General features: G+C 68.6%; 24 protein-coding genes. 18 read left to right on the forward strand and 6 right to left on the reverse strand.

From position 1 onward, the window contains the following. Positions 1 to 3 precede the first annotated feature (3 nt). The 6 genes from trbJ to ACX40Y_RS14785 all read left to right on the forward strand — a co-directional run bounded on the left by trbJ (position 4) and on the right by ACX40Y_RS14785 (position 5,331). The gene (gene trbJ / locus ACX40Y_RS14760) at positions 4 to 744 is read left to right on the forward strand and encodes a P-type conjugative transfer protein TrbJ (protein WP_459120330.1); all 741 of its coding nucleotides are present in this window, start codon (positions 4 to 6) and stop codon (positions 742 to 744) included. Positions 745 to 857: 113 nt separating this feature from the next. Further along, positions 858 to 2,156 (forward strand): P-type conjugative transfer protein TrbL, encoded by a 1,299-nt coding sequence (gene trbL / locus ACX40Y_RS14765; RefSeq protein ID WP_459120331.1) that lies wholly within the window; start codon positions 858 to 860, stop codon positions 2,154 to 2,156. Between the two features lie 3 nt (positions 2,157 to 2,159). Then, positions 2,160 to 2,966: a conjugal transfer protein TrbF gene (gene trbF / locus ACX40Y_RS14770; RefSeq protein WP_459120332.1), complete on the forward strand. Its 807-nt coding sequence runs from the start codon at positions 2,160 to 2,162 to the stop codon at positions 2,964 to 2,966. 152 nt (positions 2,967 to 3,118) lie between these two features. Next, a complete protein-coding gene (gene trbG / locus ACX40Y_RS14775) occupies positions 3,119 to 3,892 on the forward strand; it encodes a P-type conjugative transfer protein TrbG (protein ID WP_459120333.1) in 774 nt (257 codons plus the stop codon). Next, a complete protein-coding gene (locus tag ACX40Y_RS14780; protein WP_459120334.1) occupies positions 3,889 to 5,097 on the forward strand; it encodes a TraB/TrbI/VirB10 family type IV secretion system protein in 1,209 nt (402 codons plus the stop codon). Before trbG ends, ACX40Y_RS14780 begins: the two co-directional genes overlap by 4 nt. Positions 5,098 to 5,106: 9 nt before the next feature. After that, positions 5,107 to 5,331 carry a DUF2274 domain-containing protein gene (locus ACX40Y_RS14785; protein ID WP_126002469.1) on the forward strand — a complete coding sequence of 75 codons (225 nt, stop codon included), beginning with the start codon at positions 5,107 to 5,109 and terminating at the stop codon, positions 5,329 to 5,331. 396 nt (positions 5,332 to 5,727) lie between these two features. Here ACX40Y_RS14785 and ACX40Y_RS14790 read toward each other — a convergent pair whose 3' ends face one another. Then, positions 5,728 to 6,141: a hypothetical protein gene (locus ACX40Y_RS14790; RefSeq protein ID WP_459120335.1), complete on the reverse strand. Its 414-nt coding sequence runs from the start codon at positions 6,139 to 6,141 to the stop codon at positions 5,728 to 5,730. Between the two features lie 89 nt (positions 6,142 to 6,230). Here ACX40Y_RS14790 and ACX40Y_RS14795 point away from each other — a divergent pair, with 89 nt between their 5' ends. The 5 genes from ACX40Y_RS14795 to ACX40Y_RS14815 all read left to right on the forward strand — a co-directional run bounded on the left by ACX40Y_RS14795 (position 6,231) and on the right by ACX40Y_RS14815 (position 11,512). Beyond that, entirely contained in the window at positions 6,231 to 7,166 is a 936-nt protein-coding gene (locus ACX40Y_RS14795; RefSeq protein ID WP_459120336.1) for a LysR family transcriptional regulator, read from the forward strand. 41 nt (positions 7,167 to 7,207) lie between these two features. Next, entirely contained in the window at positions 7,208 to 7,639 is a 432-nt protein-coding gene (locus ACX40Y_RS14800; protein WP_459120337.1) for a MarR family winged helix-turn-helix transcriptional regulator, read from the forward strand. Between the two features lie 74 nt (positions 7,640 to 7,713). Next, a complete protein-coding gene (locus ACX40Y_RS14805) occupies positions 7,714 to 8,220 on the forward strand; it encodes a (2Fe-2S)-binding protein (RefSeq protein WP_459120338.1) in 507 nt (168 codons plus the stop codon). Beyond that, positions 8,217 to 9,203, forward strand: a complete 987-nt coding sequence (locus tag ACX40Y_RS14810; RefSeq protein WP_459120339.1) for an FAD binding domain-containing protein — start codon at positions 8,217 to 8,219, stop codon at positions 9,201 to 9,203. Before ACX40Y_RS14805 ends, ACX40Y_RS14810 begins: the two co-directional genes overlap by 4 nt. Next, entirely contained in the window at positions 9,200 to 11,512 is a 2,313-nt protein-coding gene (locus ACX40Y_RS14815; protein WP_459120340.1) for a xanthine dehydrogenase family protein molybdopterin-binding subunit, read from the forward strand. The genes ACX40Y_RS14810 and ACX40Y_RS14815 overlap by 4 nt, the downstream gene beginning before the upstream one ends. Before the next feature lie 41 nt (positions 11,513 to 11,553). On the opposite strand, the gene ACX40Y_RS14820 is transcribed toward ACX40Y_RS14815, so the two are convergent. Both ACX40Y_RS14820 and ACX40Y_RS14825 read right to left on the reverse strand, forming a co-directional pair. Next, positions 11,554 to 11,856 carry a DoxX family protein gene (locus tag ACX40Y_RS14820; protein ID WP_459120341.1) on the reverse strand — a complete coding sequence of 101 codons (303 nt, stop codon included), beginning with the start codon at positions 11,854 to 11,856 and terminating at the stop codon, positions 11,554 to 11,556. Further along, the gene (locus ACX40Y_RS14825; RefSeq protein WP_459120342.1) at positions 11,853 to 12,053 is read right to left on the reverse strand and encodes a hypothetical protein; all 201 of its coding nucleotides are present in this window, start codon (positions 12,051 to 12,053) and stop codon (positions 11,853 to 11,855) included. Before ACX40Y_RS14825 ends, ACX40Y_RS14820 begins: the two co-directional genes overlap by 4 nt. Positions 12,054 to 12,197: 144 nt before the next feature. On the opposite strand from ACX40Y_RS14825, the gene ACX40Y_RS14830 reads away from it, so the two are divergent. Continuing rightward, complete coding sequence (locus ACX40Y_RS14830) at positions 12,198 to 13,103, forward strand: LysR family transcriptional regulator (protein WP_459120343.1); 906 nt, start codon at positions 12,198 to 12,200, stop codon at positions 13,101 to 13,103. Positions 13,104 to 13,148: 45 nt separating this feature from the next. Here the strand turns inward: ACX40Y_RS14830 and ACX40Y_RS14835 are convergent, their stop codons facing one another. Together ACX40Y_RS14835 and ACX40Y_RS14840 are read right to left on the reverse strand one after the other, a co-directional pair. After that, the gene (locus ACX40Y_RS14835; protein WP_459120344.1) at positions 13,149 to 14,063 is read right to left on the reverse strand and encodes an SDR family oxidoreductase; all 915 of its coding nucleotides are present in this window, start codon (positions 14,061 to 14,063) and stop codon (positions 13,149 to 13,151) included. 113 nt (positions 14,064 to 14,176) lie between these two features. Continuing rightward, the gene (locus tag ACX40Y_RS14840; RefSeq protein WP_459120345.1) at positions 14,177 to 15,061 is read right to left on the reverse strand and encodes an AraC family transcriptional regulator; all 885 of its coding nucleotides are present in this window, start codon (positions 15,059 to 15,061) and stop codon (positions 14,177 to 14,179) included. Positions 15,062 to 15,359: 298 nt separating this feature from the next. Here ACX40Y_RS14840 and ACX40Y_RS14845 point away from each other — a divergent pair, with 298 nt between their 5' ends. The 6 genes from ACX40Y_RS14845 to ACX40Y_RS14870 all read left to right on the forward strand — a co-directional run bounded on the left by ACX40Y_RS14845 (position 15,360) and on the right by ACX40Y_RS14870 (position 22,937). After that, complete coding sequence (locus tag ACX40Y_RS14845; RefSeq protein ID WP_459120346.1) at positions 15,360 to 16,562, forward strand: MFS transporter; 1,203 nt, start codon at positions 15,360 to 15,362, stop codon at positions 16,560 to 16,562. 145 nt (positions 16,563 to 16,707) lie between these two features. Then, on the forward strand, positions 16,708 to 17,505 hold the full coding sequence (locus ACX40Y_RS14850) for a MipA/OmpV family protein (RefSeq protein ID WP_459120347.1): 798 nt from the start codon (positions 16,708 to 16,710) through the stop codon (positions 17,503 to 17,505). A 76-nt stretch (positions 17,506 to 17,581) separates the two neighbouring features. Beyond that, the gene (locus ACX40Y_RS14855) at positions 17,582 to 18,052 is read left to right on the forward strand and encodes a (2Fe-2S)-binding protein (RefSeq protein ID WP_459120348.1); all 471 of its coding nucleotides are present in this window, start codon (positions 17,582 to 17,584) and stop codon (positions 18,050 to 18,052) included. Between the two features lie 95 nt (positions 18,053 to 18,147). Continuing rightward, positions 18,148 to 18,726, forward strand: a complete 579-nt coding sequence (locus ACX40Y_RS14860; protein WP_459120349.1) for an Isoquinoline 1-oxidoreductase subunit — start codon at positions 18,148 to 18,150, stop codon at positions 18,724 to 18,726. Between the two features lie 22 nt (positions 18,727 to 18,748). After that, positions 18,749 to 20,917 carry a xanthine dehydrogenase family protein molybdopterin-binding subunit gene (locus ACX40Y_RS14865; protein WP_459120350.1) on the forward strand — a complete coding sequence of 723 codons (2,169 nt, stop codon included), beginning with the start codon at positions 18,749 to 18,751 and terminating at the stop codon, positions 20,915 to 20,917. Between the two features lie 67 nt (positions 20,918 to 20,984). Continuing rightward, the gene (locus tag ACX40Y_RS14870) at positions 20,985 to 22,937 is read left to right on the forward strand and encodes a M61 family metallopeptidase (protein WP_459120351.1); all 1,953 of its coding nucleotides are present in this window, start codon (positions 20,985 to 20,987) and stop codon (positions 22,935 to 22,937) included. Here the strand turns inward: ACX40Y_RS14870 and ACX40Y_RS14875 are convergent. Then, complete coding sequence (locus ACX40Y_RS14875; protein ID WP_459120352.1) at positions 22,934 to 23,767, reverse strand: helix-turn-helix transcriptional regulator; 834 nt, start codon at positions 23,765 to 23,767, stop codon at positions 22,934 to 22,936. The two genes, ACX40Y_RS14870 and ACX40Y_RS14875, sit on opposite strands and share 4 nt — an antisense overlap. Positions 23,768 to 23,775 lie beyond the last annotated feature (8 nt).

Below are 23,775 nucleotides of genomic sequence, written 5' to 3' on the forward strand. Positions count from 1 at the left end.
GTGATGCGTATCCGCACCCGCAAATATCTGGTCGCGAGCGCCCTGGGCCTGGGCACGGCCGGATCGCTCGCCATGGCGCTGACCTGCACGCAGGCCCGTGCGCAGTTTACCGTGTTCGATCCCAGCAACTACAGCCAGAACCTGCTGACCGCCGCACGCACCCTCCAGCAGATCAACAACCAGATCCAGTCGCTCCAGAACGAAGCGACCATGCTGATCAACCAGGCCAAGAACCTGACCCGGATCGACTTCCCCGAACTCCAGGCGCTCACCCAGACGCTGCAGCAGGTCGACCGGCTGATGGGGCAGGCGCAAGGCATCCAGTTCCGCGTGTCCGGACTCGACCAGCAGTTTCGCCAGCTCTTCCCGCAGAGCTTCTCGGCGGCGCTCCCGACCAACGAGCAGGTCGTCGCCGCGCGCGCCCGGCTCGATACCGCGATGTCCGCCTATCAGCAGACGATGACGGTGCAGGCGCAAGTGACCGAGAATATCACGGCCGATGCTCAGGCGCTGAGCGGGATCGTCGCCAAGAGCCAGGGTGCCGAGGGCGCGCTCCAGGCGCAGCAGGCGACCAACCAGCTGCTGGCACTCGCCGCCAAGCAGCAGTTCCAGATCCAGAACCTGATGGCCGCGCAGTACCGCGCCGAGACGATCGAACAGGCGCGCCGCGCCCAGGCCGAAATCGACGCGCGCGCGGCAACGCGCAGGTTTCTCGGCTCCGGCAGGGCCTACACCCCCAGGTAGCACCGCCGGCCAGGGCGGCGGCGGTCTTGCCTCCCGCCGTCGTCCGCCGCGAGGCGGGGCTCTCACCCCCGGTCCCGCCTCGCGGCACTCCTCCAGCGCAGGACATCGCCACCGTGAACGACCTCAACGTCATCGATCGCTTCCTGGCCGCGTTCACCCGCTACATCGACAGCGGGTTCGGTCTGCTGGGCGGGGATGTCCGCTTCCTCACGGCGACCCTGATCGGCATCGACATCACGCTTGCCGGACTGTTCTGGGCGATGGGCGGCGAGGACAATGTCATCGGCCGCTTCCTGCGCAAGATCCTCTACATCGGCGCCTTCGCGTTCATCCTGAACAGCTTCTCGACGCTGGCCGACATCATCTTCCGCTCGTTCGCGCAGGCTGGACTGACCGCCGGCGGGGGCACGCTGTCTGCCGAGGATCTGCTGAAGCCCGGTCGTCTCGCCGGCACGGGCTTTGCCGCTGCGTGGCCGCTGCTCGACCAGGTGTCGCAGCTGATGGGCTTCACGACCTTCTTTGACAATTTCCTGACGATCGCGGTGCTGCTGTTCGCCTGGGCTGTCGTGATCCTGACCTTCTTTCTGCTCGCGGTGCAGATGTTCGTCACGATCGTCGAGTTCAAGCTGACATCGCTCGCCGGCTTTCTCCTCGTGCCTTTTGCGCTGTGGAACCGCACCAGCTTCCTCGCCGAGCGGGTGCTCGGCAATGTCGTCTCGTCGGGCATCAAGGTGATGGTGCTCGCCGTCATCGTCGGCATCGGCGCCAATTTCTTCAGCGAGTTCACCAGCGCGCTGCAGGGGCAGGAGCCTGATATCGGCCAGGCGATGAGCCTGATGCTCGCCAGCCTGACGATCTTCGGGCTGGGCATCTTCGGGCCCGGAATCGCTTCGGGCCTCGTTTCCGGTGCGCCGCAGCTCGGCGCGGGCGCGGCGCTGGGCACCACGGTCGGCGCCGCCGGCATGGCAATGCTTGCCGGGGGTGCTGCCGTCGGCGGTGCCCGCATGCTGGGCGGGGCCGCGCTGGGGGCCGTCCGCGTAGGTACCGCGATGGGATCGGCTGCTTCCACGGCCTACACGCTCGGCAAGGAGACGGCAGCAGCGCCGACCATGTCGGCGGGGCTGGGCGGGGTGGCTCGCGCCGCCGGCAATGCCGCACGCGCGCGCGCCTCCAGCGCGCTGGGCCTGGGCGAGGCGGCCTCACGCGGCCGCGAGGCAGCCTGGAATGCGCTGAATCGCAACGGCGGCGATACCGCATCGCAGTCCGCGCCCGAAGAACCCGTTCCTGCATGGGCCCGCGCCATGCAGCGCCAGCAGACTGGCCGCCATCACCGCCAGGTCGCCTTGCATGCCCTCCAGCAGGGCGATCGCGGCGGCGCATCCGCAACCCCAGACATCAAGGAAAGGGACTAGCCGATGGTCTTCCGACGCGCCGTCCAGCGCTATGGACGAACCCCCGAACCGGAGACGCCGTACCACCGCGCCGGGCAGCTCTGGGACGAGCGGATCGGCTCGGCCCGCGTGCAGGCGCGGAACTGGCGGCTGATGGCATTCGGGTGCCTTGCGCTCGCCACCGGCGTGTCGGGTGCGCTCGCCTGGCAGTCGGCGCAGAGCCGGGTGACGCCCTATGTCGTCGAGGTCGATCGGCTGGGGGAGGCGCGTGCCGTCACCGAGGCAGAGGCCGGATACCGCCCGACCGACCCGCAGATCGCCTGGCACCTGTCGCGCTTCATCGCCAATGTCCGCGGCCGCTCGCTCGATCCGGTGCTGGTGCGTCGGAACTGGCTGGACGCTTATGACTTCGCCACCAAGCGCGGTGCGCAGTTCCTCGGCGACTATGCCCGCGCGGCCGACCCTTTCGGGGCCATTGGCGAGAAGACGGTGACGGTGCAGGTCACCAGCGTGGTGCGGGCATCCGATCGCTCGTTTCAGGTCAAATGGACCGAGACCGCGTTCGAGCGCGGCGCCGAGGCCGGCACGTCGCGCTGGACGGCTATCCTGACCGTCGCAATCACGCCGCCCAAGGATGCTGACACGCTCCGCCGCAATCCGCTCGGTGTCTATGTCGATGCGATCGACTGGAGCCGGGAACTGGACGCGCCGGCCGCCCCGAAGCCGGCAGCCACGCCGATGCTCCCGTCGTTCGCCCCCGCCTCGGCGCCGACCAGTCCCCCAGTCGATCCCGCTGCCCCGGCGCAGCCCAGCACGGAGGTCCAGTCATGAAGCTTTTGCTCGCCCTATCGGCGGCTTCCCTCGCCATGGTATCCGCCTCGGCGCAGCATGCGCCGCCGCCTCCGGTCAAACCGACCCCTGCGCCGTCCGCCACCGCGTCCTCGCTTGCCAAGCCGCCGGTCCGCAAGCATGTGCGGAAATCCGTGAGCCCTGGCGCCGCGCGCGTCGCTGCTGCCAATCGCGCAGCTACCCAGCAGCCGCAGGCCCAGGGCTTCGTCAACGCGGTGCAGGTCTACCCCTTCAGCGAGGGCATGATCTATCAGGTCTATACGGCGCCAGGTGCCGTGACCGACCTTGCCTTGCAGCCGGGCGAGAACCTCGTCGATGTCGCGGCGGGTGACACCGTGCGCTGGGTGATCGGCGACACCACCAGCGGTACGGGTGCCGACAAGCGCACGCATATTCTCGTGAAGCCCTTTGCGAGCGGCCTTGCTACCAACCTCGTGATCACCACCGATCGCCGCAGCTATCACCTCCAGCTTACGGCCACCTCGCGGACCGCAATGGCTGCCCTGTCCTGGACCTATCCTGCCGACCAGCTGATCGCGCTCCGGCAGAAGGAAGCCCAGGCGGCAGCGGTGGCCCCGATCGCTGCGGGCTTGTCGGTCGACAGCTTGCACTTCAATTATTCGGTGACTGGCGACAGCCCGGCGTGGCGCCCGCTCCGCGCGTTCGACGATGGGCGGCAGACCTTTGTCGAGTTCCCCGCCAGCATCGCGGTCGGCGAGGCGCCGCCGCTGTTGGTGATCGGGGCGGCGGGGGAGGCCGAGCTGGTCAACTACCGGATGCGCGGGCGCTTCTATGTCGTCGACCGGATCTTCGACCGGGCCGAATTGCGGCTCGGCACCGGCAAGCAGCAGGTCGTCCGCATCGATCGGGTCGCCGAGGTCGCGGCGCCGAAAGGCAAGCGCTCATGAGCGACGATGCCGTCCCATCAACCTCGAAGCTCGACCCCGAATCGCTGGCGATCCGGGTCAAGCCGCCGCGCGCCATCCGGTTCCGGCGCGGCGTGATCATCGCTATCGCGGCACTGGGTTCGGTCGCCCTTGTCGCCGTGGCATGGAGTGCTTTGGGATCGCGGCTGCGGCTGGCGGCAGCCGAGCGGAAGGAGCTATCGGAACCGAGCAGACAGGCGCCGCCCGATGCCTTGAACAGGCTCCCCGCAAGCTATGGCGAGGTTCCAAAGCTCGGCCCGCCGCTGCCGGGCGACCTGGGGCGGCCCATCCTTGAGCGCCAGCGTCGCATGGCGGCCGAATTGGAGGCGAATGACGCGGACGGGCCGGGGAGGGTGGAGGCACAGGCCGCGGCGCAGGAGCTCGATCGGCAGCTTTCGGAGCTGAAGGCAGCACGCGCGTCAGGACTCCTGGTGCAGAACCAGAGCAGGCCATCGGCGCTGGTGTCAGCGGAGATCGCTGCTCCGCTGACACCCGTGACCACGGAAGCGCCAACGCTGGCAGTCGATCCGGAGCGCGATCCCAACGCTCAGAGCCGCAAGGCCCAGTTCGTCACCACGCGCGACACATCGGCGGACGTCAATCCGCACAGGCTGGAAGCCGCGCCGTCGCCATATCTCCTCTCTGCTGGCAGTGTGATCCCAGCAAGCCTGATGTCCGGTCTCCGGTCCGATCTGCCCGGCCTGGTGACGGCGCAGGTGACAGCGAACGTGTTCGACAGCCCCACCGGGCGCATCCTGCTCATTCCGCAAGGCGCGCGGCTGGTCGGGAGCTACGATAGTGTCGTCGCCTTCGGGCAAAAACGTGCGCTGGTCATTTGGCAGCGCATTCTGCTGCCGGACGGCAGCTCGCTCCGGATCGACAACGTGCCGGCGACCGATGCCTCGGGCTATGCCGGCCTGCAGGACAAGGTGGACTTCCACACCTGGACGCTGCTCAAGGGCGTTGCGCTGTCCACCCTGCTCGGCGTGGGATCGGAACTGACGGTCTCCGGTGACAGCGATCTGGTTCGCGCGATACGGCAGTCAACGCAGCAGAATGTCGCACGCGCGGGCGACCAGATCACCTCGCGTAATCTCAACATCCAGCCGACGCTCACAATTCGCCCCGGCACGAACGTGCTGCTCGTGGTCCACAAGGACCTGATCCTCGCGCCCTGGCGCGGATAGGAGGCCCACATGCCTGACCTGAAACTCGCCAAGCTGCCGGATCGGAAGCCCGTCAAGCTGGCGATCCTCATCACGCCCGACCTGCACCAGCGGCTGCAGGACTATGCTGCGCTATATGCCGATACCTATGGGCAGAAGGAGGCGGTAACGGATCTGATACCAGCGATGCTCGCGTCCTTCCTCGAGAGCGACCGCAGTTTCGCAAGGGCAAATGGAGCAAACCGCCGGGGCTAGGGTGAGCGCCCATCTGGAGGAAGGATCAATTACATTGAGCCAGATTATGGTGGCCTACTTTCCAGGGAACGAAGCCCGATACTGAATGCAACTGGCCGAGTTTGATTTCCCCAGCGCGGGACCGCAGAACCATTGGCGGCCTACCGGGCGTACCGTCGTCTGAGCCTCTCTTGCCGCGCGGCGGCAGGAGCTTTGCGAAAGGATCCAGAACTCCTGCTTGTATAGTAATACTGCTTGTGATGAGGTTAGCGGAAACAAGCCATGGGAGGATAAACGGGCATCATCTGTCGCTTTGTATCTCCTTTAAGGTTTTTGCCTTCCAGCGGCTGTCTGCGCCGATCTTCCATGCGCGGTTGCTCAGGCGCGACGGTGTTGCCGCTAGATCAATATACCCCATCAGCGCGCCCGCGTCGCGATGAAGCGCCAGTCGGCGATCGCAGCGAAACGATGCGGCTTGGCGCGGCGGGTGTAGACGTCGCTATCGAGTATCGCCCGGAGATCGGCGAAGCTGTCGTAGCGGACGACGACGATGTCGTCCCATTGGTCGTCCGGTCCGGCGAGCAGGTTGTGGACCCGCTGGCCTGCATAGAGCAGCTCCGGAGTCACGCCCGTGGCTTCGCACGCGGCGCGGAAGCCGCCGACATATCCTTCATAATAGCCACTGCGAGAGTCCGGCTTTGCCCCCTCAAAACCCTTGGGATAATCGGGCGTCTCGCGGAACTTCACCAGGTTCACCATCACCACGGGCCCTTGGCCGATAGCCTGCACGGCTGCGTCCAGGGCTGCGTCGTCGAGCTCGTTTGATTGCATGTCGTGTGCCTCCGATTTTCGGTGTAGCGAGTATCGCGATGCGCACAGGGCGCGTGTAGAGATGCTGGGAGCAGGATTGAGTTGCCACCATGTCCACACCGCCCCATGTCCAGCGACTGTTGAACCTGCTGCATTTCGCGCGGGTGGTGGATGCTGGATCGTTTGCGGAGGCGGCGCGCCGCGCGGGCACGACGACCTCTGCACTGTCCAAGGCAGTCTCGCGCTTCGAGAAGGCGAACGGGGTACGGCTGCTCCATCGCACCACCCACGCCATCTCGCTGACGCCCGAAGGCGAACGCCTGCTCGAAGGCGCGCGCGACCTGCTTCGCGAAGCCGAAAGGCTTGAGGCCCTTCTCGATCATGCGAAGGCGAGCGGGTCCGGTGGGCGCATCCGGCTGAGCGCGCCGGCGCCCTTCCTGCGCGCCAGGCTGGCGCGGCAGGTGCCCGCCCTTCTGCGCGCGAACGCGGACATCGAGCTGGAGCTCAAGATCGACGACGGCACGCTGGATCTCGCGGCCGAGGGTATCGACATCGCGATCCGGTTTGGCGCGCTTGCCGGCTATGCGAACGTCGTCTCGACGCCGCTGGGCAGCTTCCCCTGGGTGCTGTGCGCGACGCCCCGCTATGTGGAGATCATGGGCACGCCGCAATCGCCGGCGGACCTCGACGCGCACCACCAGATCGGCTTTCGCGATCCCGGCTCGGGCCGCGTGATGGCGTGGCAATTCGCCGATCCGGGCAGCGGCGTCGTGGTTCGGCACCTTCCGCGCCCGCGCATCGTGGTGGAGGATCTCGGGGCGATCTGGTCGATGATGCGGCAAGGCCTTGGGCTCGCCTGGATACCGGCCTGGGTTGGCCTTGGTCCCTTGCGCGACGGACGCGTCGTCGAGCTTCTGCGCGCATGGCGCGTGCAGGAAACACCGATCCACGCGGTGCGCCTGGAGCGGCGCCATACCCCCTTGCGGGTCCGCTCGGTGCTGGACGGGCTGAAGGCGGCGGCAACAGACTGGCGCTATCTCGGCTGAGCCACTGGCCAAGCCCCGCCGGCCCGCGATATGCGGAGCGGATGCGTGAACCTACCGAAGACCAGCTTGCCGCACTCGGTGCCGCGTTCGAAGCATTCGGCCGCCGCTACAAGCTGGCCGACGCGCTTCGTTCCGAGCGGCCGCTCGCCGAACTGGACAAGGCGGTCCTGCTCTATGTTGCGGAGCATGCGGGTTGTGGCCCGACCGATGTCGCGCGCTTTCTCGAGGTGCCCACGACCACCCTGTCTTCGGCCACCGACCGGCTGGTGAAGCGCGGCTACCTCCGGCGCGAGCGGATCGAGGCCGATCGGCGTGCGGTGGCGCTGTCTCTGTCCGATGCTGGAACGGCCTGTGCGCGCGGCTTGGTGGATGCCTATCGCCAACTGCATATGCTGATGCTGTCGCGATTGGCGCCCGACGAGCGCGACCCGTTCATCGCAATGATCGGGAAGATCGTGTATGACGATAGTTGAATAATCCGAAGTTCGTTGTATCCTCTCCGAGGATGCTGCCGGGGCGGCGTCGCGCCAGCGGACGGAGCGGAACCATGTCGATACGGGTGAACGATACAGAGGTTCCAGCGCCCGAGGACGCCCGGGTCTCGCTGCTCGACCTGTTGCGCGAGCGTCTCCACCTTACCGGCACCAAGAAGGGATGCGACCAGGGCGCCTGCGGTGCCTGCACGGTCCTGCTCGACGGGAACCGCGTCCTGTCCTGCCTCACGCTTGCCGTGCAGGCGGAGGGCCGTGCGGTGCGCACGATCGAAAGCCTGGCGGGCGCCACGGGCGAGCTGCATGTGCTGCAGCGCGCCTTTGTCGAGCATGACGGCCTTCAGTGCGGCTATTGCACGCCGGGCCAGATCTGCTCGGCGATCGCCATGGCGGAGGAACTGCGTCGGGGCGACCCAAGCTACGTAACCCCTGATATCGCAGCGGGGCCGACCGCGGTGACGCGGGAGGAGATTCGCGAGCGGATGAGCGGCAATCTCTGCCGGTGCGGCGCGCATAACGGGATCGTCGAGGCGATCGAGGTGATGCTGGAGACCACGGCATGACGCCGCTGCGCTATGTCCGCCCGGCCGATCGAGTGGATGCGCTGGCGCGGGTCGCGAATGGGGCGCGATGCCTGGGCGGCGGCACCAACCTGGTCGACCTGCTGCGCCAGAATGTCGAACAGGCAAGCGAACTGGTCGACGTGAGCCGCTTGGACGGGGCGATCCGCGAACGCGAGGGCGGCGGGCTGTTCATCGACGCCGCGGTCACCAACGCCGCGCTTGCCGCGCACCCGCTCGTGCGCAGCCGCTATCCGGTGCTCGCGCGCGCGCTGCTCGCCGGTGCATCGGCGCAGATCCGCAACATGGCGACTGTCGGGGGCAACATCCTCCAGCGGACGCGCTGCATGTATTTCTACGACGTCGACGGCGCCCGCTGCAACAAGCGCCAGCCGGGCGCCGGCTGCGACGCGCGCGAGGGGTTCAACCGCTATCATGCGATCCTCGGCGCCTCGGACCAGTGCGTCGCCACCCATCCTTCCGACATGTGCGTCGCGCTCGCAATGCTCGATGCCGTCGTTCATCTCTCCGGGCCCGGCGGCAACCGATCGGTGCCGCTCACCGACTTCCACGTCCTGCCAGGTGCGACGCCGCAGGTGGAGACCCTCCTGCAGCCGGGCGAACTGATCACCGGCGTCGACCTGCCGCCGCCGACCGATGCGATGGTTCGATCGGACTATCGCAAGGTCCGCGATCGCTCCAGCTATGCGTTCGCGCTGGTGTCGGTCGCGGGCGGCCTAGCGCTCGCCGACGGGCACGTCCGCGAAGCCCGGATCGCGCTCGGCGGCGTCGCCGCCAAGCCATGGCGGGCGAGGCGGGCCGAGGCGGCGCTGGTCGGCGTGGCGCCGCACCCCGACGCGTTCCTTGCCGCGATCCGCGAGGAATTGGCCGACGCTCGGCCGCTGTCCGGCAATGCCTTCAAGATCGGCCTCGTCGAACGCACGGCAGTCGCCGTCCTGACCACCCTCGCAGGAGCGCGCGCATGACCAAGCTGCAGAATGCCATCATCGGTGGCGTGCGCGCTGTGCTCGGCCATGTGCCGGCAAGCTGGCTGCCCGGCGGCACGCCCGATCCGCTGATCGACAAGCGCGTGGCGCTGGGCGGGCAGCAGTCGCGGATCGACGGTTCCGACAAGGTGCGAGGCGCCGCGCGCTTCGCCGCAGAAGTGGCGATGGAGGACCTGCTCTACGCCGCCTTCGTCCATTCGACGATCGCGCGCGGTCGCATCGCCGATCTGGACGTGTCGGAGGCGGAAGCGGCGCCGGGTGTCGCGCTGGTCATGACCTATCGCAACGCGCCCAGGATCGGCGTGCCGCCGCCGATCGGGCTGACCAATCTCAAGGCGGCGGGCAATCACACCCTGCCCATCCTGCAGGATCCCGAGATCCACTGGAACGGGCAGGTCGTCGCGGTGGTGCTCGCCGAGACGCGCGAGCAGGCCGATCATGCGGCCAGCCTGGTCCGCGTGCGCTACGACGCCGCGCCCGCCAGGACGCGGTTCGAGGAGGGCAAGGCCAGCGCCAGCACGCCGGAGTCGATCCTCGTCGAGCGCAACCGCCTCGACAAGGGCGATGCCGGCCGGAAGTTTGCGCACGCGGCGGTCAAAGTCGACGGCGTGTATACGACGCCTTGGGAGAGCCATGCCCCGATCGAGCCCCATGCCACGACGGTCGCCTGGCAGGACGGCAAGCTGATCGTGCACGACGCGACCCAGATGATCCACGCCACTGCCGGCTCGCTCGCCAAGGTGTTCGGGCTGAAGGCGGAGGATGTCCATGTCAGCTCGCCCTATGTCGGCGGCGGGTTCGGCGCGAAGGCGCTGTGGGATCACCAGATCCTCGGCGTGGCGGCGGCGAAGCTCGCGGGCCGCCCGGTGCGGGTCGCGCTGTCCCGCGCGAGCATGCACCGGCTGATCGGCGGGCGCACGCGGACCGAGCAGCGCGTGGCGCTGGCGGCCGATGCGGACGGCAAGCTCACCGCGCTGCTGCACCATGGCTATGGCGTGAAGCCGCGGCACAGCGTCTGCGACGAGGGCTTCAGCCTGACCGGCCGCTCGCTTTATGCTTGCGAGAGCTTCGACATCGTCCAGCACAATGTCGAGCTGGACCTGCTCGCGAACAGCTTCATGCGCGGGCCGGGCGAGACGCCGGGCACCTTCGCGATCGAGTGCGCGATGGACGAACTGGCCCATGCGCTCGGCATGGACCCCATCGAACTGCGCCGCCGCAACGCCGCGACCCGCGATCCGGTGAGCGGGGCGCCCCATTCGCAGAGCGCGATGATGGAAGCCTATGATCTCGGGGCGGCGCGGATCGGCTGGGACCGGCGCGCGGCGGAACCCGGCACGCGGCGCGACGGCGAGTGGCGGATCGGCATGGGCTGCGCGACCGGCACCTTTCCCTTCACGCGGATGCCCGGCACCTCCGCCCGGATAACCCTCGACGCGAACGGCGACGCCCATGTCGCCAGCGCCGCGCAGGAAATGGGGATGGGCACCGCGACGGTCCAGCGCCAGCACGCCGCCGATCGGCTGGGCCTGCCGCTTGAGCGCGTCACGGTGACGATCGGGGATTCGCGCCTGCCCTTCGCCAGCTTTGCCGGCGGATCGTCGCAGACCGCCTCCCTGGCCGCGGCGATCAGCGCGGCGAGCGGAAAGCTCGCGATCCAGCTGATGCGGCTGGCGGGCAACGACACGCCGCTAGCGGGGCTCAAGCCGAGTGAAGTCGAGTTCGCCGATGGGGGCCTGCGCAGCGTCGAGGATCCCGCCCGCCACGAGAGCTTCGCCTCGATCCTGCGCCGGGCAGGGCGGGGCGAGCTGAGCGCGATCGGCGAAAGCGGTGCGCCGCTCGAGGTGCTGAAATATTCGATGCACAGCACCTCGGCGATATTCTGCGAACTTCGCGTCAGCGAGGTCACCGGCGAGATCCGCGTCGATCGGCTGGTCGGCGCGTTCGACTGCGGCCGCATCCTCAATGCCAAGACGGCGACCAGCCAGTTCAAGGGCGGCATGATCATGGGCCTGGGCATGGCCTTGACCGAGGAGACGCTGCTCGACGAGCGGACCGGCCGCATCATGAGCACGTCGCTCGCCGACTATCACGTCCCCGTGCATCTCGACGTGCCGGACATCGACGTGCTGTGGACCGACATCCCCGATCCCCGCACCCCGCTCGGCGCGCGCGGGATCGGCGAGATCGGCACGACCGGCGTGGCGGCGGCGGTTGCCAATGCGGTGTTCAACGCGACGGGCAAGCGGGTGCGGGACCTGCCCCTTACCCTCGACAAGCTGCTCTAGCCTTTGGATCGGCGCGGTCCCGCCGATCAGGGGGAGGTCCGTCAGGCACTCCGAGCAGATCGCCCCAAGCGGGTATCGATCGACCAGGCGCCCGCCCCGTTCATGGCAATGTGCAGCGCGACGACGCCGAGGATGATCGGATATTCGATGCCCCGATCGATCCAGGGATAGGTCGGCCCCAGTGCAAGGCAGATCGCCGCCATCTGGACCGCGAGCATCGGCGCGACAAGCCGCGTCGCGAAGCCGATGGCGATCGCCAACCCGCCAAAGCTTTCGAGCAGCGCCACGAACAAAGCCAGTTGCGGCGCGAAGGGCAGGCCCAGCATATTCTCGATCAGGTTCACCGAACCGCCATCGGATCAGCCATCGAGCCGTGGGCGCCGCCGGTCAGCTTCGGCAAGCCGTGGGTCATGATGGTGATACCGAAGGCCATCCGGAGCAGAACATAGCTGGCCACGCGCCCGCGGGCGTAAAAGCCTTCGAGTGCGGGGGAGGGCAATCGAGGCGCCTGTGTCGCCGCGCGGACAGATGGGGCCGGCATGTCCAACTCCTCTACATGTTTCGTTGGAGACAACAGTATCGCGGGAGCTTGAGCGCTCAATCCCGTAGGAGCTGAACTCACCATTCCAAGTGCGGCAACAATCCCAGCTTGATGTGCGATACATATCGGCGCATCCGAGGACGCATGGATCGGTTCGAAACCATGCGGCTCTTTGTCCGGATCGTGGAACGCGGCAATTTCGCAGGCGCGGCGAGAGACCTGGGGTTCCCCCGCGCCACGGTCACGCGCGCCATCCAGCAACTGGAAGGGCATCTCGGCACGCGGCTTCTGGAGCGCACGACCCGCGCTGTCCGGCCGACGGACGACGGCATTGTCTACTATGGGCGATGCGTCCAGCTTCTAGCAGACCTCGACGAGATCGAAAGTGGATTTCGGCCATCCGAACCCAAGGGGCCGTTGTGCGTCGACATGCAGGGCACGCTCGCGCGGTTCTTTGTCCTGCCGGCGCTCCCCGAATTCCTGCGCCAGCATCCGTCGATCGAGCTCCGGCTGAGCGAGACCGATCGCATGGTGGATCTGGTCGAGGAAGGCATCGACTGCGTGCTGCGGGCGGGAGTCCTGCCGGACTCCTCCCTCGTTGGCCGGAAGGTGGCGGACGCCGAGCAGGCGACCTTGGCGAGCCCCGACTATCTCGACCGGTTCGGCATGCCCTCGGCGCTGGAGGATCTGCCCAGCCATCGCATGGTCGCCTACGCCGCGTCCGCCTCCGGCCAGCCATACGCGCTCGACTTCATGGTCGACGGAGGGACGCGAGAGGTGCTGCTACCGTTCGACGTCACCGTTCGCGGGGCCGAGCTCTACACGGCGGCGGGCGTCGCCGGTCTCGGGCTCATCCAGGTTCCGCGCTATCGCGTGCAGCACCAGATCGATGCGGGCTTGCTCATCCCCGTCCTCGCGCAGTTTCCGCCGCCGCCGGTGCCGATATCGGTGCTCCATCCCGGACATCGCACCGTATCGCCGCGGACGAGGGTGTTCGCCGACTGGCTGGTCGCCTTGTTCGAGCGACTTCAGGCAGAGGGGCGGCTGTAAGTCGCCTCTGGCCCCATCCTGCAAACGAGCAATGCGAGAGACAGCTCAATCGAACCGGACGCCCGCAAGCCTGCAAGATTCCTCCCATAGCCGTGCCGCCGAAACACCGTTCAGGGCCCGGGCAGGGGGCTTTTCGAGCGCGGGATAGCCGCGCGTGCCGCCCAGGGCGTGGGGGCCGTAATAGCCGCCGTCCTGCGCGGAGGGATCGGTGGCGGCAAAGAGCGTCGGCAGTGCGCCCTGCCAGGCCGGCTGGAACAGGAAGGGCAGGAAGCGCCGTAGCCGCCCGGAGACGCTCTGCGGACCTGCGCCGTTCACGATCAGGTCCGTGCGGGTGATGCCGGGATGTGCCGCCATGCTTGCGATGCCCCAGCCGTGCCACCGGCTTTGCCGGCTGAGCTCCAGCGCGAACATCAGGCAGGCCAGCTTGGACTGGCTGTAGACCGACATCGGCCGGTAGCCGTGCTCGGCCTGGAGGTCGTCGAACGCGATCGCGCCGCCGCGTGCGGCGACGCTGCTCAGCGTTACCACCCGCGGCTGCATTCCCCGCTTGAGCAGCGGCAGCAGCCGGGCGGTGAGCGCGAAATGGCCGAGATAGTTGGTGCCGAACTGCAGTTCGAAGCCGTCGCTGGTCTCCAGCCGCGTCGGCGGTGCCATGACGGCGGCGTTGTTGATCAGGAGGTCCAGCCCCTCCTGCTGGTCCGCCAGGCGCTCGGCGAACCGCGCGACCGATTCCAGGCTGGCGAGGTCGAGAAATTCGAACCGTACCGTCGCGCCCGGGGCCGCCGCGAGCACGGCTGCAACCGCCTGCACGCCCTTTTCGGGATTGCGGCCGGCGATCACCACCGCGGCGCCCGCGCCGGCGAGCGCGCGCGCGTCCTCCAGGGCCAGGCCCCCGGTGCCGGTGACGACGGCCGAGCGGCCATGCTGCGAAGGGATGTCGGCGGCGGTCCAGCGATTCATGTCTGTTCTCGGATCAGGTGCAACTGCCGCCGGAATAGCGGGGCGCCCGGCGCCCCGCTTGCCCGAAGCCACGGAAAACCTGTCCGATCCTCGCTTTCGTGGCGCAGCGGGCGCTACCGCCCGGTCACCGCCGCGATCAGCGCCTTGCGCTCGAGCACGTCGCGCTTCGGCGCGATGCCGAAGGTACGGCTATATTCCCGCGTGAACTGCGACGTGCTTTCATAGCCGACCTGATAGGCCGCCGTGGTCACGTTCGCCGCATCGTCCAGCATCAGCCGGCGCGCCTCCATCAGCCGCAGCTGCTTCTGGAACTGGATCGGCGTCATCAGCGTCAGCGTCTTGAAATGCTGGTGGAAGGAGGAGGGGCTCATCCCCGCGGCGTCCGCAAGATCCTCGATCCGCAGCTTCTCGGCGAAGCGTTCGCGCAGCAGCCTGATCGCGCGGGTGATCCGCTCCAGATGCGTGTCGGCGATGAGTTGCTTGCAGATCTCGCCGCCCAGCGGCCCGGTCAGCAGCCAGTAATAGACCTCGCGCATCAGCGAGGGGAACAGGATCGGCACCGCCTCGGGCGTCTTGGTCAGCCGCAGCATGCGGACGAGGCAGTCGGCGAGCGAATCGGTCACCCGCGTCACGAAGATGCTCGGTCCGTCATGCTTGCCGGGCTTGGGCCGCTGCTGGAGCTGTTCGAGCACCTCGCGCAGCAGTTCCAGGTTGAAGTCGATCGTCATGCCGACGAAGGGCTCCCCCGGCGACGCCCCGACGATGCGGCCCGACGCCGGCATCTCCATGTTGACGATCAAGCATTCCATCGCGCCATATTCGAGCGAGTCGTCGCCGAACTCGATCTGCTTGAGGCCTTCCACCACCACGCACAACGACGGCCGATAGATCTGCCGGTTCGCGGGGACGTGGCGCATCGCGCGGATGACGTGCACTTCCGGCGCCGGCAGCGGGAACAGCCCCTCGCCGCCGCCCCCCGCATCGATGTGCGCGTACACGGCTTCCCGCAAGGCTGCAGCTGCGCGATCGTCCGGCGGCGCGATGGGCTGGGCGTGCGCTGCCCCGCCACGCGCGGTGCCATTTGGAGGAAAAGGCAAGATTTTCGCGGTTTCCGGCATTCTGGTCATCGAAGACACCTTCTAACTTGATGGCGCAGATAAGCCGAGGTGTTGCCCGAAGATGACAGATCCAGCGATCCCGTCAACCCGAAATTTGCAGAAGTTTGCGGGCGAGATCGCGGTGCGTGAAGCAATTCATCTTCGTGAATCGAGAGAACTACGGTTTGTAGGAATACTTTTGCTGGTAAGTATTGTCTGTCAGGTCGACAGGATATTGCCGTTCATCCTGATAGAGCCGATCAAGCGCGATCTTGATCTGAGCGATGCCCAAATTGGCCTGGTAACCGGTCTGGCATCGGCGCTTTGCTATACGCTCTTTTCGCTGCCGATCGCCCGCGCTGCCGATCGCGGCTCGCCCAGGCTGGTCCTGCTCGGCTGCGTTCTGGTCTGGAGCGCGATGACTGGGCTGGGCGGGCTCGCCACCAGCTTCGCCGCGCTCGCCGCCAGCCGCTTCGGCGTCGCCCTCGGCGAGGCCGGCGCGATCCCCGCCGCGCACGCGCTGATCGCGCGGCGGATCGCACCGGATCGCCGCGGCCGCGCGCTCGGGCTGTTTTCGATGGGCATTCCGCTCGGCACGATGCTGGGCTTCGCGCTGGGCGGCGTCGTCGTCGATGCGCATGGCTGGCGGACGGCGCTGCTCGGCGCCGGAATCGCGGGTGCCGTCCTGGCGATCCTGGTCGCCGGCCTGGGCCCGACCCCGCCGTTGCGGCAGCAAGGGGAAAGCGTCCCGTTCCTGAAGACGGGCAGGGTGTTGCTGGCGTCGCGCGCGTTTCGCTGGCTGCTCCTTGCCGCGGTCTGCGTCGGCTTTGCGTCCGCGCCTTTCTATGCCTTTGCCGCGAGCTTCCTTATCCGTGTCCATGGGTTCAGCGCCGCGCAGGCGGGGCTCGCCTTCGGACTGCTCCAGGGCAGCATGGGGCTGGTCGGCACGCTGCTGGGCGGGCGCGACTTCGATCGGCGGCGCAGCGCCGGCAATCGCCGCCTGCTCGCGACGCCCGCGCTATTGTTCCTCGTGGCGGGCGCCACCGCCAGCGCCGCGCTGTTCGTGCCGATCGGCTGGCTCGCGATCGCGCTGTTCGTGCCGACCATGCTGTCCTTCGCCTTCATGCTGCCCGGGGCCTTCGGCGCCGCGCATCTGGTCGCCGGCGCCGGCCATCAGGCGATGGCATCGAGCATGGTCCTGATCGCGTCGGGGCTGCTGGGGCCGACGCTGGCGCCGCTGCTGGTCGGCGCGGTGAGCGATGCCGCTGGCGATGCGGGCATCCGCCACGGACTCCGCTTCGGCCTGTTGCTCGTGCCGATCGCCAGCGTGGTGACCGCCGCGGCCATGCTGGTCGCCAACCGCCACATCGCTGCCGCCGCCGGGGAACCGGCGATGGCCTGAGATCGGGTCTGCGGCACCCCGGCCGCAGATCCGGCGAGGGATCGCCCACCGCCTTCCCCTGGGCGGCGCGCGCCCTCGAACCGCCGCCGGAGGCCGCGCCTTCCCCTGCCTCCGGCGGCTACCCCCATGACGAGGAGTTTCGAAGATGCGTATTCTGCTGCTGCTTTCCTTCGCCTGGACTACCGTGCTGACCAGCGCGGCCGCCCATGCCCAGCAGGCCCCTGCCGAGGACGGCGGCGCCCATGGCATGGTGGCGCTCGGTGCCGGGGTGGTCCCCGAATTCGACGGTGCCGGCGACGTGCGCCCGTTCCCCTTCGCCACCGCCGATATCCGCTGGCGCGGCGTCAACTTCCAGCTCCGCGGCAATGGTGCGCGTGTCGATCTGGTCTCCGATCCGCGCTTCGCCGCCGGGCCGGTGATCGGCCCGCGCCTGCCGCGACAGGATGTGGACGGGCGGCTCGGGCGGCTTCCCGAGATCGGCACCGCGGTCGAGGCGGGCGGCTTCGTCGGCTACCGCATCGGCGGCAATGCGCAGGGGCAGGGCGGGGTGCAGCTGGAACTGTCCGTCGTGCACGACGTGTCGGACACGCATGACGGACTGCTCGCAACGGCGAGCGCCTCCTACGCCGCCGTGCAGCGCCGTGACCTGTTCCTGTCCTTCGACCTGCGGACGACCTGGGCGGACGAGAAATACACCCGCACCTATTTCGGCATCGACGCGGCGGGCGCGGCGGCGAGTGGGCTCGCGCCCTACCGCCCGGGATCGGGGCTGCGCGACGTCGGCGGCGGGGTGACCGCGGGCTATTGGTTCGATCCCCATCTGGGCGTCATCGCCCATGCCAGCGCCGGCTATCTGATCGGCGATGCAGCCGACAGCCCGGTCACCCGCGAAGGCAGCCGCTGGCAGCCGATCGCTGGCCTGATGCTCGCCTATCGCTTCTGACTAGCGTCCCGGCGCGGGCTCTCCAAGGCCGGCGCCGGGGCTGCCTTCCCGATCAACGCCCGCCAGGAGCCCAACCATGCCCTATCTGCTCACCGTCAACGGGCAGCGCCACCGGATCGAGGCGGACGGCGAGACGCCGCTTCTCTGGATCCTGCGCGACACGCTCCATCTGACCGGCACGAAATATGGATGCGGCGCCGCCCAGTGCGGTGCCTGCACGGTCCATCTCGACGGTGCTCCGGTTCGGTCCTGCTCGGTGCCGTTGAACGCGCTCGGCACGGCCGAAGTGACGACGATCGAAGGCGTCGATGGCCCGCAGGCACAGGCGGTGCGCGACGCCTGGGTCGCACGCGACGTGCCCCAATGCGGCTTCTGCCAATCCGGCCAGGTGATGAGCGCGATTGCCTTGCTGCGCGCGATCCCCACGCCCTCGGACGCCGATATCGACGCGGCGATGGGCGGCAATCTCTGCCGCTGCGCCACCTATACGCGCATCCGCGCGGCGATCCATGATGCCGCCGCTGCCGTCGCCGGGGCAAGCGCATGACGAAGCGGGCAACGGCAGCGCGGCCCCGCCGGCGACTGAGTACGCCGCAACTAGCGGCGATTGTGGTACCGGCGCTGTGCGTCGCCGGCGCCCTGTTGTTGCGCCCTACCGAGCCGAGCGCGACACCGCTGCCGCCGCCACCCTCCGCACCCACGGAGACGCTTCGCCCGGTGGGGGCCTTCTCCAAGATTGCCGATCCCCGGCAGCGTTCGGTCGCGCTCTTCCGCGAAGCCGGGCGGGTGTTTCAGCATCCGCGTTGCCTGAACTGCCATCCGCGCAGCGCTCGGCCGACCCAGAGCGGGGCGATGCGCCCGCATCTGCCGCTGGTGACGCGGGGACCGGACGGCGGCGGCACGGAGGTCCTGCGCTGCACCACCTGCCACCAGGCAGCCAATGTCGCCGCTTCGGGCGTGCCCGGCAATGTCCGCTGGCGTCTCGCGCCGCCGGAGATGGCCTGGCAGGGCAAGTCGCTCGGCGCGATCTGCCGCCAGCTGCTCGATCCTTCGCGCGCGCATCTGCGCCGCGACGCGCTGCTGGAGCATGTGGCGCACGACGATCTGGTCGGCTGGGCATGGCATCCCGGTGCGCAGCGACGCCCGGCGCCAGGCACCCAGGCACAGTTCGGCGCGCTGGTCGCGGCGTGGCTGGAAACCGGCGCGCATTGCCCCGCCTGAGAGCGTTCCCGGAGATGTTCTGATGTCCGATACCAAGCCCGCAGCACACGGCTTCCGCATGACGCGCCGCCGGATGATCCTCGGCGGCAGTCTGACCGGCGGCGCGCTCCTCGTCGGCTATGCAGCGACCCATCCGATGGAGGTCGCCGCCATGCTGCTGAGCGGCGGGGGCCACGATCCCGAACCGAGCGCGTTCGGCGCGTATATCCGCATCGCCGCCGACGGGATGGTGACGATCGTCAACAAGCAGCAGGAACTGGGTCAGGGAATCCACGCGGCGCTGGCGGCGATGATCGCCGAGGAGCTCGACGCCGATTGGAACCGCGTTCGGGTGATCCCCGCCGAGGTCAATTTCCGCGCCTATGGCGTCCAGCTGACCTATGGGTCCTTTTCGGTGAGCACGCAGTGGGACGCGATGCGCCGCGCCGGGGCCGCCGCGCGCGCGATGTTCATCGCGGCCGCGGCGCGGCGCTGGCGGGTGCCGCGCGCCTCGATCGGGGTGCGCGACGGCATCGTCTCGCACGCCGCCTCGGGACGATCGGCACCCTTTGCCGCGCTGCTCGCCGATGCCGCCAGGGAGAAGCCACCGCAGCAGCCCCGACTGAAGCAGCCCGCCGAATATCGGCTGCTCGGTACCGATCGCGTGCGCCGCAAGGATGCGCTGCCCAAGAGCACCGGCGCCCAGGTTTATACCCAGGACATCCAGCGTAGCGGCATGCTGTTCGCCGTGCTCGCGCGCAGCCCGCGTTTCGGCGGCCGGCTCGTGCGCTTCGACGATCGTGCGGCGCGCCAGGTGACGGGCGTGGTCGACGTGTTCGCCATGCCCGCAGGCGTGGCCGTGGTCGCGGAAAACAGCTTCGCCGCGCTCCGCGCCCGCGCGGCGCTGCGTACAGAATGGGACGACCGCCAGGCCGAGCGCCGCTCCACCCCGGAGATCGTCCAGGAATATCATCGCATCGCGCTTGGCCAGTCCACCCTGAAGCCCGATCGGTTCCTGCAGCGCGGCGATGCCGACCGCCTCTTCGGCAAGAGGCAGTTCGAGGCGGCGTTCGACTTTCCCTATCTCGCCCATGCGCCGATGGAGACGCTCGATTGCGTCGCGCAGGTGGACGGATGGCATGTCCGGATCGCCTGCGGCAGCCATCTGGCGACCGGCGAACTCGTCAACGCCGCCATCGCCACGCCGACGATTCCCGGCAGGGTCGAGCTCGAGGTGCTCCCCGCCGGCGGATCCTTCGGCAGGCGGGGTGCGGCGATGGGTGATTATGTGGCGGAGTGCGTCCATATCGCCCGACGCCTGCAGGGCCGGCCGGTCAAGCTTTTCTGGAGCCGGGAGGACGATCTCACCGGCGGTTATTACCGCCCGATGGCGCATCACCGCGTGTGGATCGAAACCGGCTCGGACGGCTTGCCCACGGCCTGGCGACACCACATCGTCGCGCAGCAGCTGCTGCCGTTCGGGGCGAACAGCCAGAATTACGAGGGCGTGAAGAATTCCCCCTATCTGGCCGGCGCATCGACGGTGGACTGCAAGATCTTCACGCCCAAGTCCCCGGTCACCGCCACCTTCTGGCGCTCGGTCGGGCATTCGCACAGCGCGATGGTGATGGAGCATGTCGTCGACCAGCTCGCGCGCCGCGCCGCCAGGGATCCCGCCGACTATCGCCGCGCGCTGTATCGCCGCGCCGGTGCGACGCGGCATCTGGCGGTGCTCGACGCGGTCTGTCGCGAGGCGAGCTGGGGCACCCCGATCGATGCGGGCTGGGCGCGCGGGCTGGCAATACAGGACTATGCCGGCACCGTGGTCGGCCAGGTCGCCGAGGTCCGGCTGGAAGGTGGGCGGCCCATCGTTCGCCGTGTCGTTGCCGCGGTGGATTGCGGCATCGCGATCAGCCCGGACCAGATCGCTGCGCAGATGGAAGGCGGGATCGGCTTCGGCCTGTCCGCAGCGCTGTACGGTGCGATCACGCTCAAGGACGGGATCGTCGAGCAACGCAACTTCGATGGCTACCGGGTTGCACGCATGGACGACATGCCACGCGTGGAAACCCATATCCTGCGATCGACGGCGCCGCCCACCGGCATGGGAGAGCCCGGCGTCCCGCCGATCGCGCCCGCGATCGCGAACGCGATCCTCGCCCTGACGGGGCAGCCGACCTGGCGCCTGCCCTTCGTGGGCACCGACGCTTGACCGCTATCTTCGATGCGGCCAGCTGCGCTAGCTGCCGGCGGTGGCAATGGCCCAGGGAGCATGGTTGGTGAGGATTTCGTTCGGCAAGCCGTTGGTGTTGGCAGTGGCACTTTGCGGTGGCACCGGCATCGCCGGGGCGCAGCCGTCGCAGGGGCCGGCATATCGCACGCCGGCGGCGAGCGTTCCCCTGCCGGTGGACCATGGCTTCCATGGCGTGCTCGACCTGCAGGTCGATGCGACCGACATCGCGCACCGCATCTTCACCGTGCGCGAGCATGTTCCGGTGGCGGGCGGCACCCGGGTGACTCTGCTCTATCCCCGCTGGGAAGCCGCGAGCCACGGGCCGAGCCTGAACGTCGTCGACCTGGCGGGGCTGGTGGTGGAGGCGGAAGGCCGGCCCGTCCGCTGGCGGCGCGACCCCTACGAGCCGCATGCCTTTCATGTCGATGTGCCGGCGGGGGCCAAGGCGATCGACGTCCGCTTCCAGATGGTGGCGGGCGGGGACTTGCTGACGCCCGACATCGTCAGCGTGCCCTGGCAGCGGCTGGTCCTGTATCCGGCCGGCTGGTACGCCCGGAACATCCGCACCACGGCTTCGGTCACGCTGCCGGCGAGGCTCCGCGCCTTCACCGCATTGCACGTCGAAACGGCTGGGAGCGCGACGCTGCGCTTCGCCGAGACGACGCTCGAGTCCCTGCTCGACGCCCCCGTCCTTGCCGGACGCTACACTCGGCAGGTGCCGCTGACCGTTCCCGCCACCGGCAGCGTGACGCTCGACCTTGTCGCGCAGCGCCCTGCGGATCTGGCTGTGCCGCCTGAACGCGTGGCGGAGCTGACCGCGCTGATCGCACAGATGACGGCCGTCTTCGGAACCACCCCCTTCGCGCACTACGACATCCTCGCGCGCCTGGGCGACGATGGCGCCTCGGGCGGCACCGAGCACCGGTCGTCGAGCGAGAACGGCTTGCCATCCTCGCTCTTCCGCGACTGGCAGTCGCAGATCCTCTCCCGCGACCTGATCGCGCACGAGATCGTCCATGCCTGGAACGGCTTCTACCGAATCCCGGCCGATCTTTGGGCGCCGACGCCGAACGTGCCCGTCTCGGGTAGCCTGTTGTGGGTCTATGAAGGGCAGACAGAGTTCTGGGGGCGGGTGCTGGCGACCCGGGCCGGGCAGTTCACCCCCGCGGAGCTGCGCGACCGGATCGCGGTCGAAGCCGCCGAGATCGCCGCTAGGCCCGGCCGCGCGTGGCGGCCGCTGTCCGACGACGTCCACTACCCGGCCTTCATGCTCCGCCAGCCGGTGCCCTGGCGCGACTGGCAGCGGCGGCGCGACTATTATTCGGAAGGCGTGCTGCTGTGGCTGGCAGTGGATGGTGAACTGCGGGCGCGGACCGGCGGGCACCGCGGCATCGACGATTTCGCCGGCGCCTTCTTCGCCGGAGCGACACCGGATGCGCCCACGCGAACCTACACGTTCGAGGACCTTTGCGAGACGCTGGAGGCAGTTGCACCTGGCGATTGGGCCGGGTGGCTGCGGCAATGGATCGACGGGCAGGGCGCGCTCGACACGACCGCCGGGCTCCGCAGCCATGGCTGGCGCCTGGTCTTCACCGATACGCCTACGGCTGCTTTCCGCGCCACCGAGGAAGAGGCGGGCGTTGCCGATCTCAGCTATTCGATCGGGCTTGCCGTGCGAGAGAATGGCGTCGTTCGCGCGGTAGCGTGGGACGGCCCCGCCTTTCGCGCCGGATTGCGCCCGGGCGCGCGCGTCGTGGCGATCGATGGGGCCGCGTTTGGTACGGAGACTCTGCTCGCCGCCATACGGGCGTCGGCTGGCCATCCGGTGATGCTGACGGTCGAACAGGATGGCGTCCGAGCGGATCGGCCGATTCCTTACGCGGGGCCACTGCGCTATCCGCGGCTCGAGCGGATCGCGGACAGGCCCGACACGCTCCGGGACCTGCTGGCGCCTCGAACGATCCTGCCGAAGGCCGGTACGCGCCGCGGGGCAGGCTAAGCGGACGGCTTCGGCCCGATCAGCGATGCGATCCGCCGCGCCGTATCGTCGGTCGCCGGATTGTAGACGATCATGCCCAGGTCGGGGCGGCCTTCGATGGCGAAGTACGAGAATTCGAGTTCGAGGATCCCCTGCTCGGGATGGTGCACCCGCTTGTGCCCGTTTGCATTCCCGGCAACGTCATTGTCTTGCCAAAGCGCCTCGAATTCGGGGCTCAGCCGCGACAGTTCCTCGACCAGCCGGGTGATCTCCGCCGCCGCGCCGGCGCGCACCGCGTCCGCCCGAAAGGCACCCACGACATAGCGGGCCACGCTTCGCCAATCTTCCTGCGCTGACTTCACCTTGGAGTTGGTGAAGACGAGACGCAGGATGTTGCGGTGTTCGCGGGGTAGCAGGCTATAGTCGGTCAGCACCGCCGCCGCCGCGGCATTCCACGCGACCACGTCCCAGGTCGCGGTCTTGATGATCGCCGGGCTGGCCGGCATCGCGTCGAGGACGCGCTGCAGGCGCGGCGTGACCTCGTCCGAACTGCGGATCTTGATCGCGGGTGGCCGCCCGAGCCCCAGCACGAACAGGTGCTCGCGCTCGGGTGCGGTCAGCATCAGGCCGGAGGCGAGGCGCTCGAGCACATCTTCCGACGGCGCGCCGCCGCGGCCCTGTTCGAGCCAGGTATACCAGGTGGCAGAGATGTTCGCCCGTTGCGCAACCTCTTCCCGGCGCAACCCGGGCGTCCGCCGCCGCCCCGCCGGAAAGCCAAGCGCGGCAGGATCCAGCCGCGACCGGCGGTCGCGGAGAAAGGTGCCCAGGGGGTTGGTAGATACAGGCGACATTGCCGAAC

Source organism: Sphingomonas sp. RS6 (assembly GCF_054489705.1).

What these genes read in the sequence shown, in the direction of transcription:
- trbJ (WP_459120330.1), top strand. Translation starts at nt 4, where the DNA reads ATGCGTATCCGCACCCGCAAATATCTGGTCGCGAGCGCCCTGGGCCTG.
- trbF (WP_459120332.1), top strand. Translation starts at nt 2,160, where the DNA reads ATGGTCTTCCGACGCGCCGTCCAGCGCTATGGACGAACCCCCGAACCG.
- ACX40Y_RS14780 (WP_459120334.1), top strand. Translation starts at nt 3,889, where the DNA reads ATGAGCGACGATGCCGTCCCATCAACCTCGAAGCTCGACCCCGAATCG.
- ACX40Y_RS14785 (WP_126002469.1), top strand. Translation starts at nt 5,107, where the DNA reads ATGCCTGACCTGAAACTCGCCAAGCTGCCGGATCGGAAGCCCGTCAAG.
- ACX40Y_RS14790 (WP_459120335.1), bottom strand. Translation starts at nt 6,141, where the DNA reads ATGCAATCAAACGAGCTCGACGACGCAGCCCTGGACGCAGCCGTGCAG.
- ACX40Y_RS14795 (WP_459120336.1), top strand. Translation starts at nt 6,231, where the DNA reads ATGTCCACACCGCCCCATGTCCAGCGACTGTTGAACCTGCTGCATTTC.
- ACX40Y_RS14800 (WP_459120337.1), top strand. Translation starts at nt 7,208, where the DNA reads ATGCGTGAACCTACCGAAGACCAGCTTGCCGCACTCGGTGCCGCGTTC.
- ACX40Y_RS14805 (WP_459120338.1), top strand. Translation starts at nt 7,714, where the DNA reads ATGTCGATACGGGTGAACGATACAGAGGTTCCAGCGCCCGAGGACGCC.
- ACX40Y_RS14810 (WP_459120339.1), top strand. Translation starts at nt 8,217, where the DNA reads ATGACGCCGCTGCGCTATGTCCGCCCGGCCGATCGAGTGGATGCGCTG.
- ACX40Y_RS14815 (WP_459120340.1), top strand. Translation starts at nt 9,200, where the DNA reads ATGACCAAGCTGCAGAATGCCATCATCGGTGGCGTGCGCGCTGTGCTC.
- ACX40Y_RS14825 (WP_459120342.1), bottom strand. Translation starts at nt 12,053, where the DNA reads ATGCCGGCCCCATCTGTCCGCGCGGCGACACAGGCGCCTCGATTGCCC.
- ACX40Y_RS14830 (WP_459120343.1), top strand. Translation starts at nt 12,198, where the DNA reads ATGGATCGGTTCGAAACCATGCGGCTCTTTGTCCGGATCGTGGAACGC.
- ACX40Y_RS14835 (WP_459120344.1), bottom strand. Translation starts at nt 14,063, where the DNA reads ATGAATCGCTGGACCGCCGCCGACATCCCTTCGCAGCATGGCCGCTCG.
- ACX40Y_RS14850 (WP_459120347.1), top strand. Translation starts at nt 16,708, where the DNA reads ATGCGTATTCTGCTGCTGCTTTCCTTCGCCTGGACTACCGTGCTGACC.
- ACX40Y_RS14855 (WP_459120348.1), top strand. Translation starts at nt 17,582, where the DNA reads ATGCCCTATCTGCTCACCGTCAACGGGCAGCGCCACCGGATCGAGGCG.
- ACX40Y_RS14865 (WP_459120350.1), top strand. Translation starts at nt 18,749, where the DNA reads ATGTCCGATACCAAGCCCGCAGCACACGGCTTCCGCATGACGCGCCGC.
- ACX40Y_RS14875 (WP_459120352.1), bottom strand. Translation starts at nt 23,767, where the DNA reads ATGTCGCCTGTATCTACCAACCCCCTGGGCACCTTTCTCCGCGACCGC.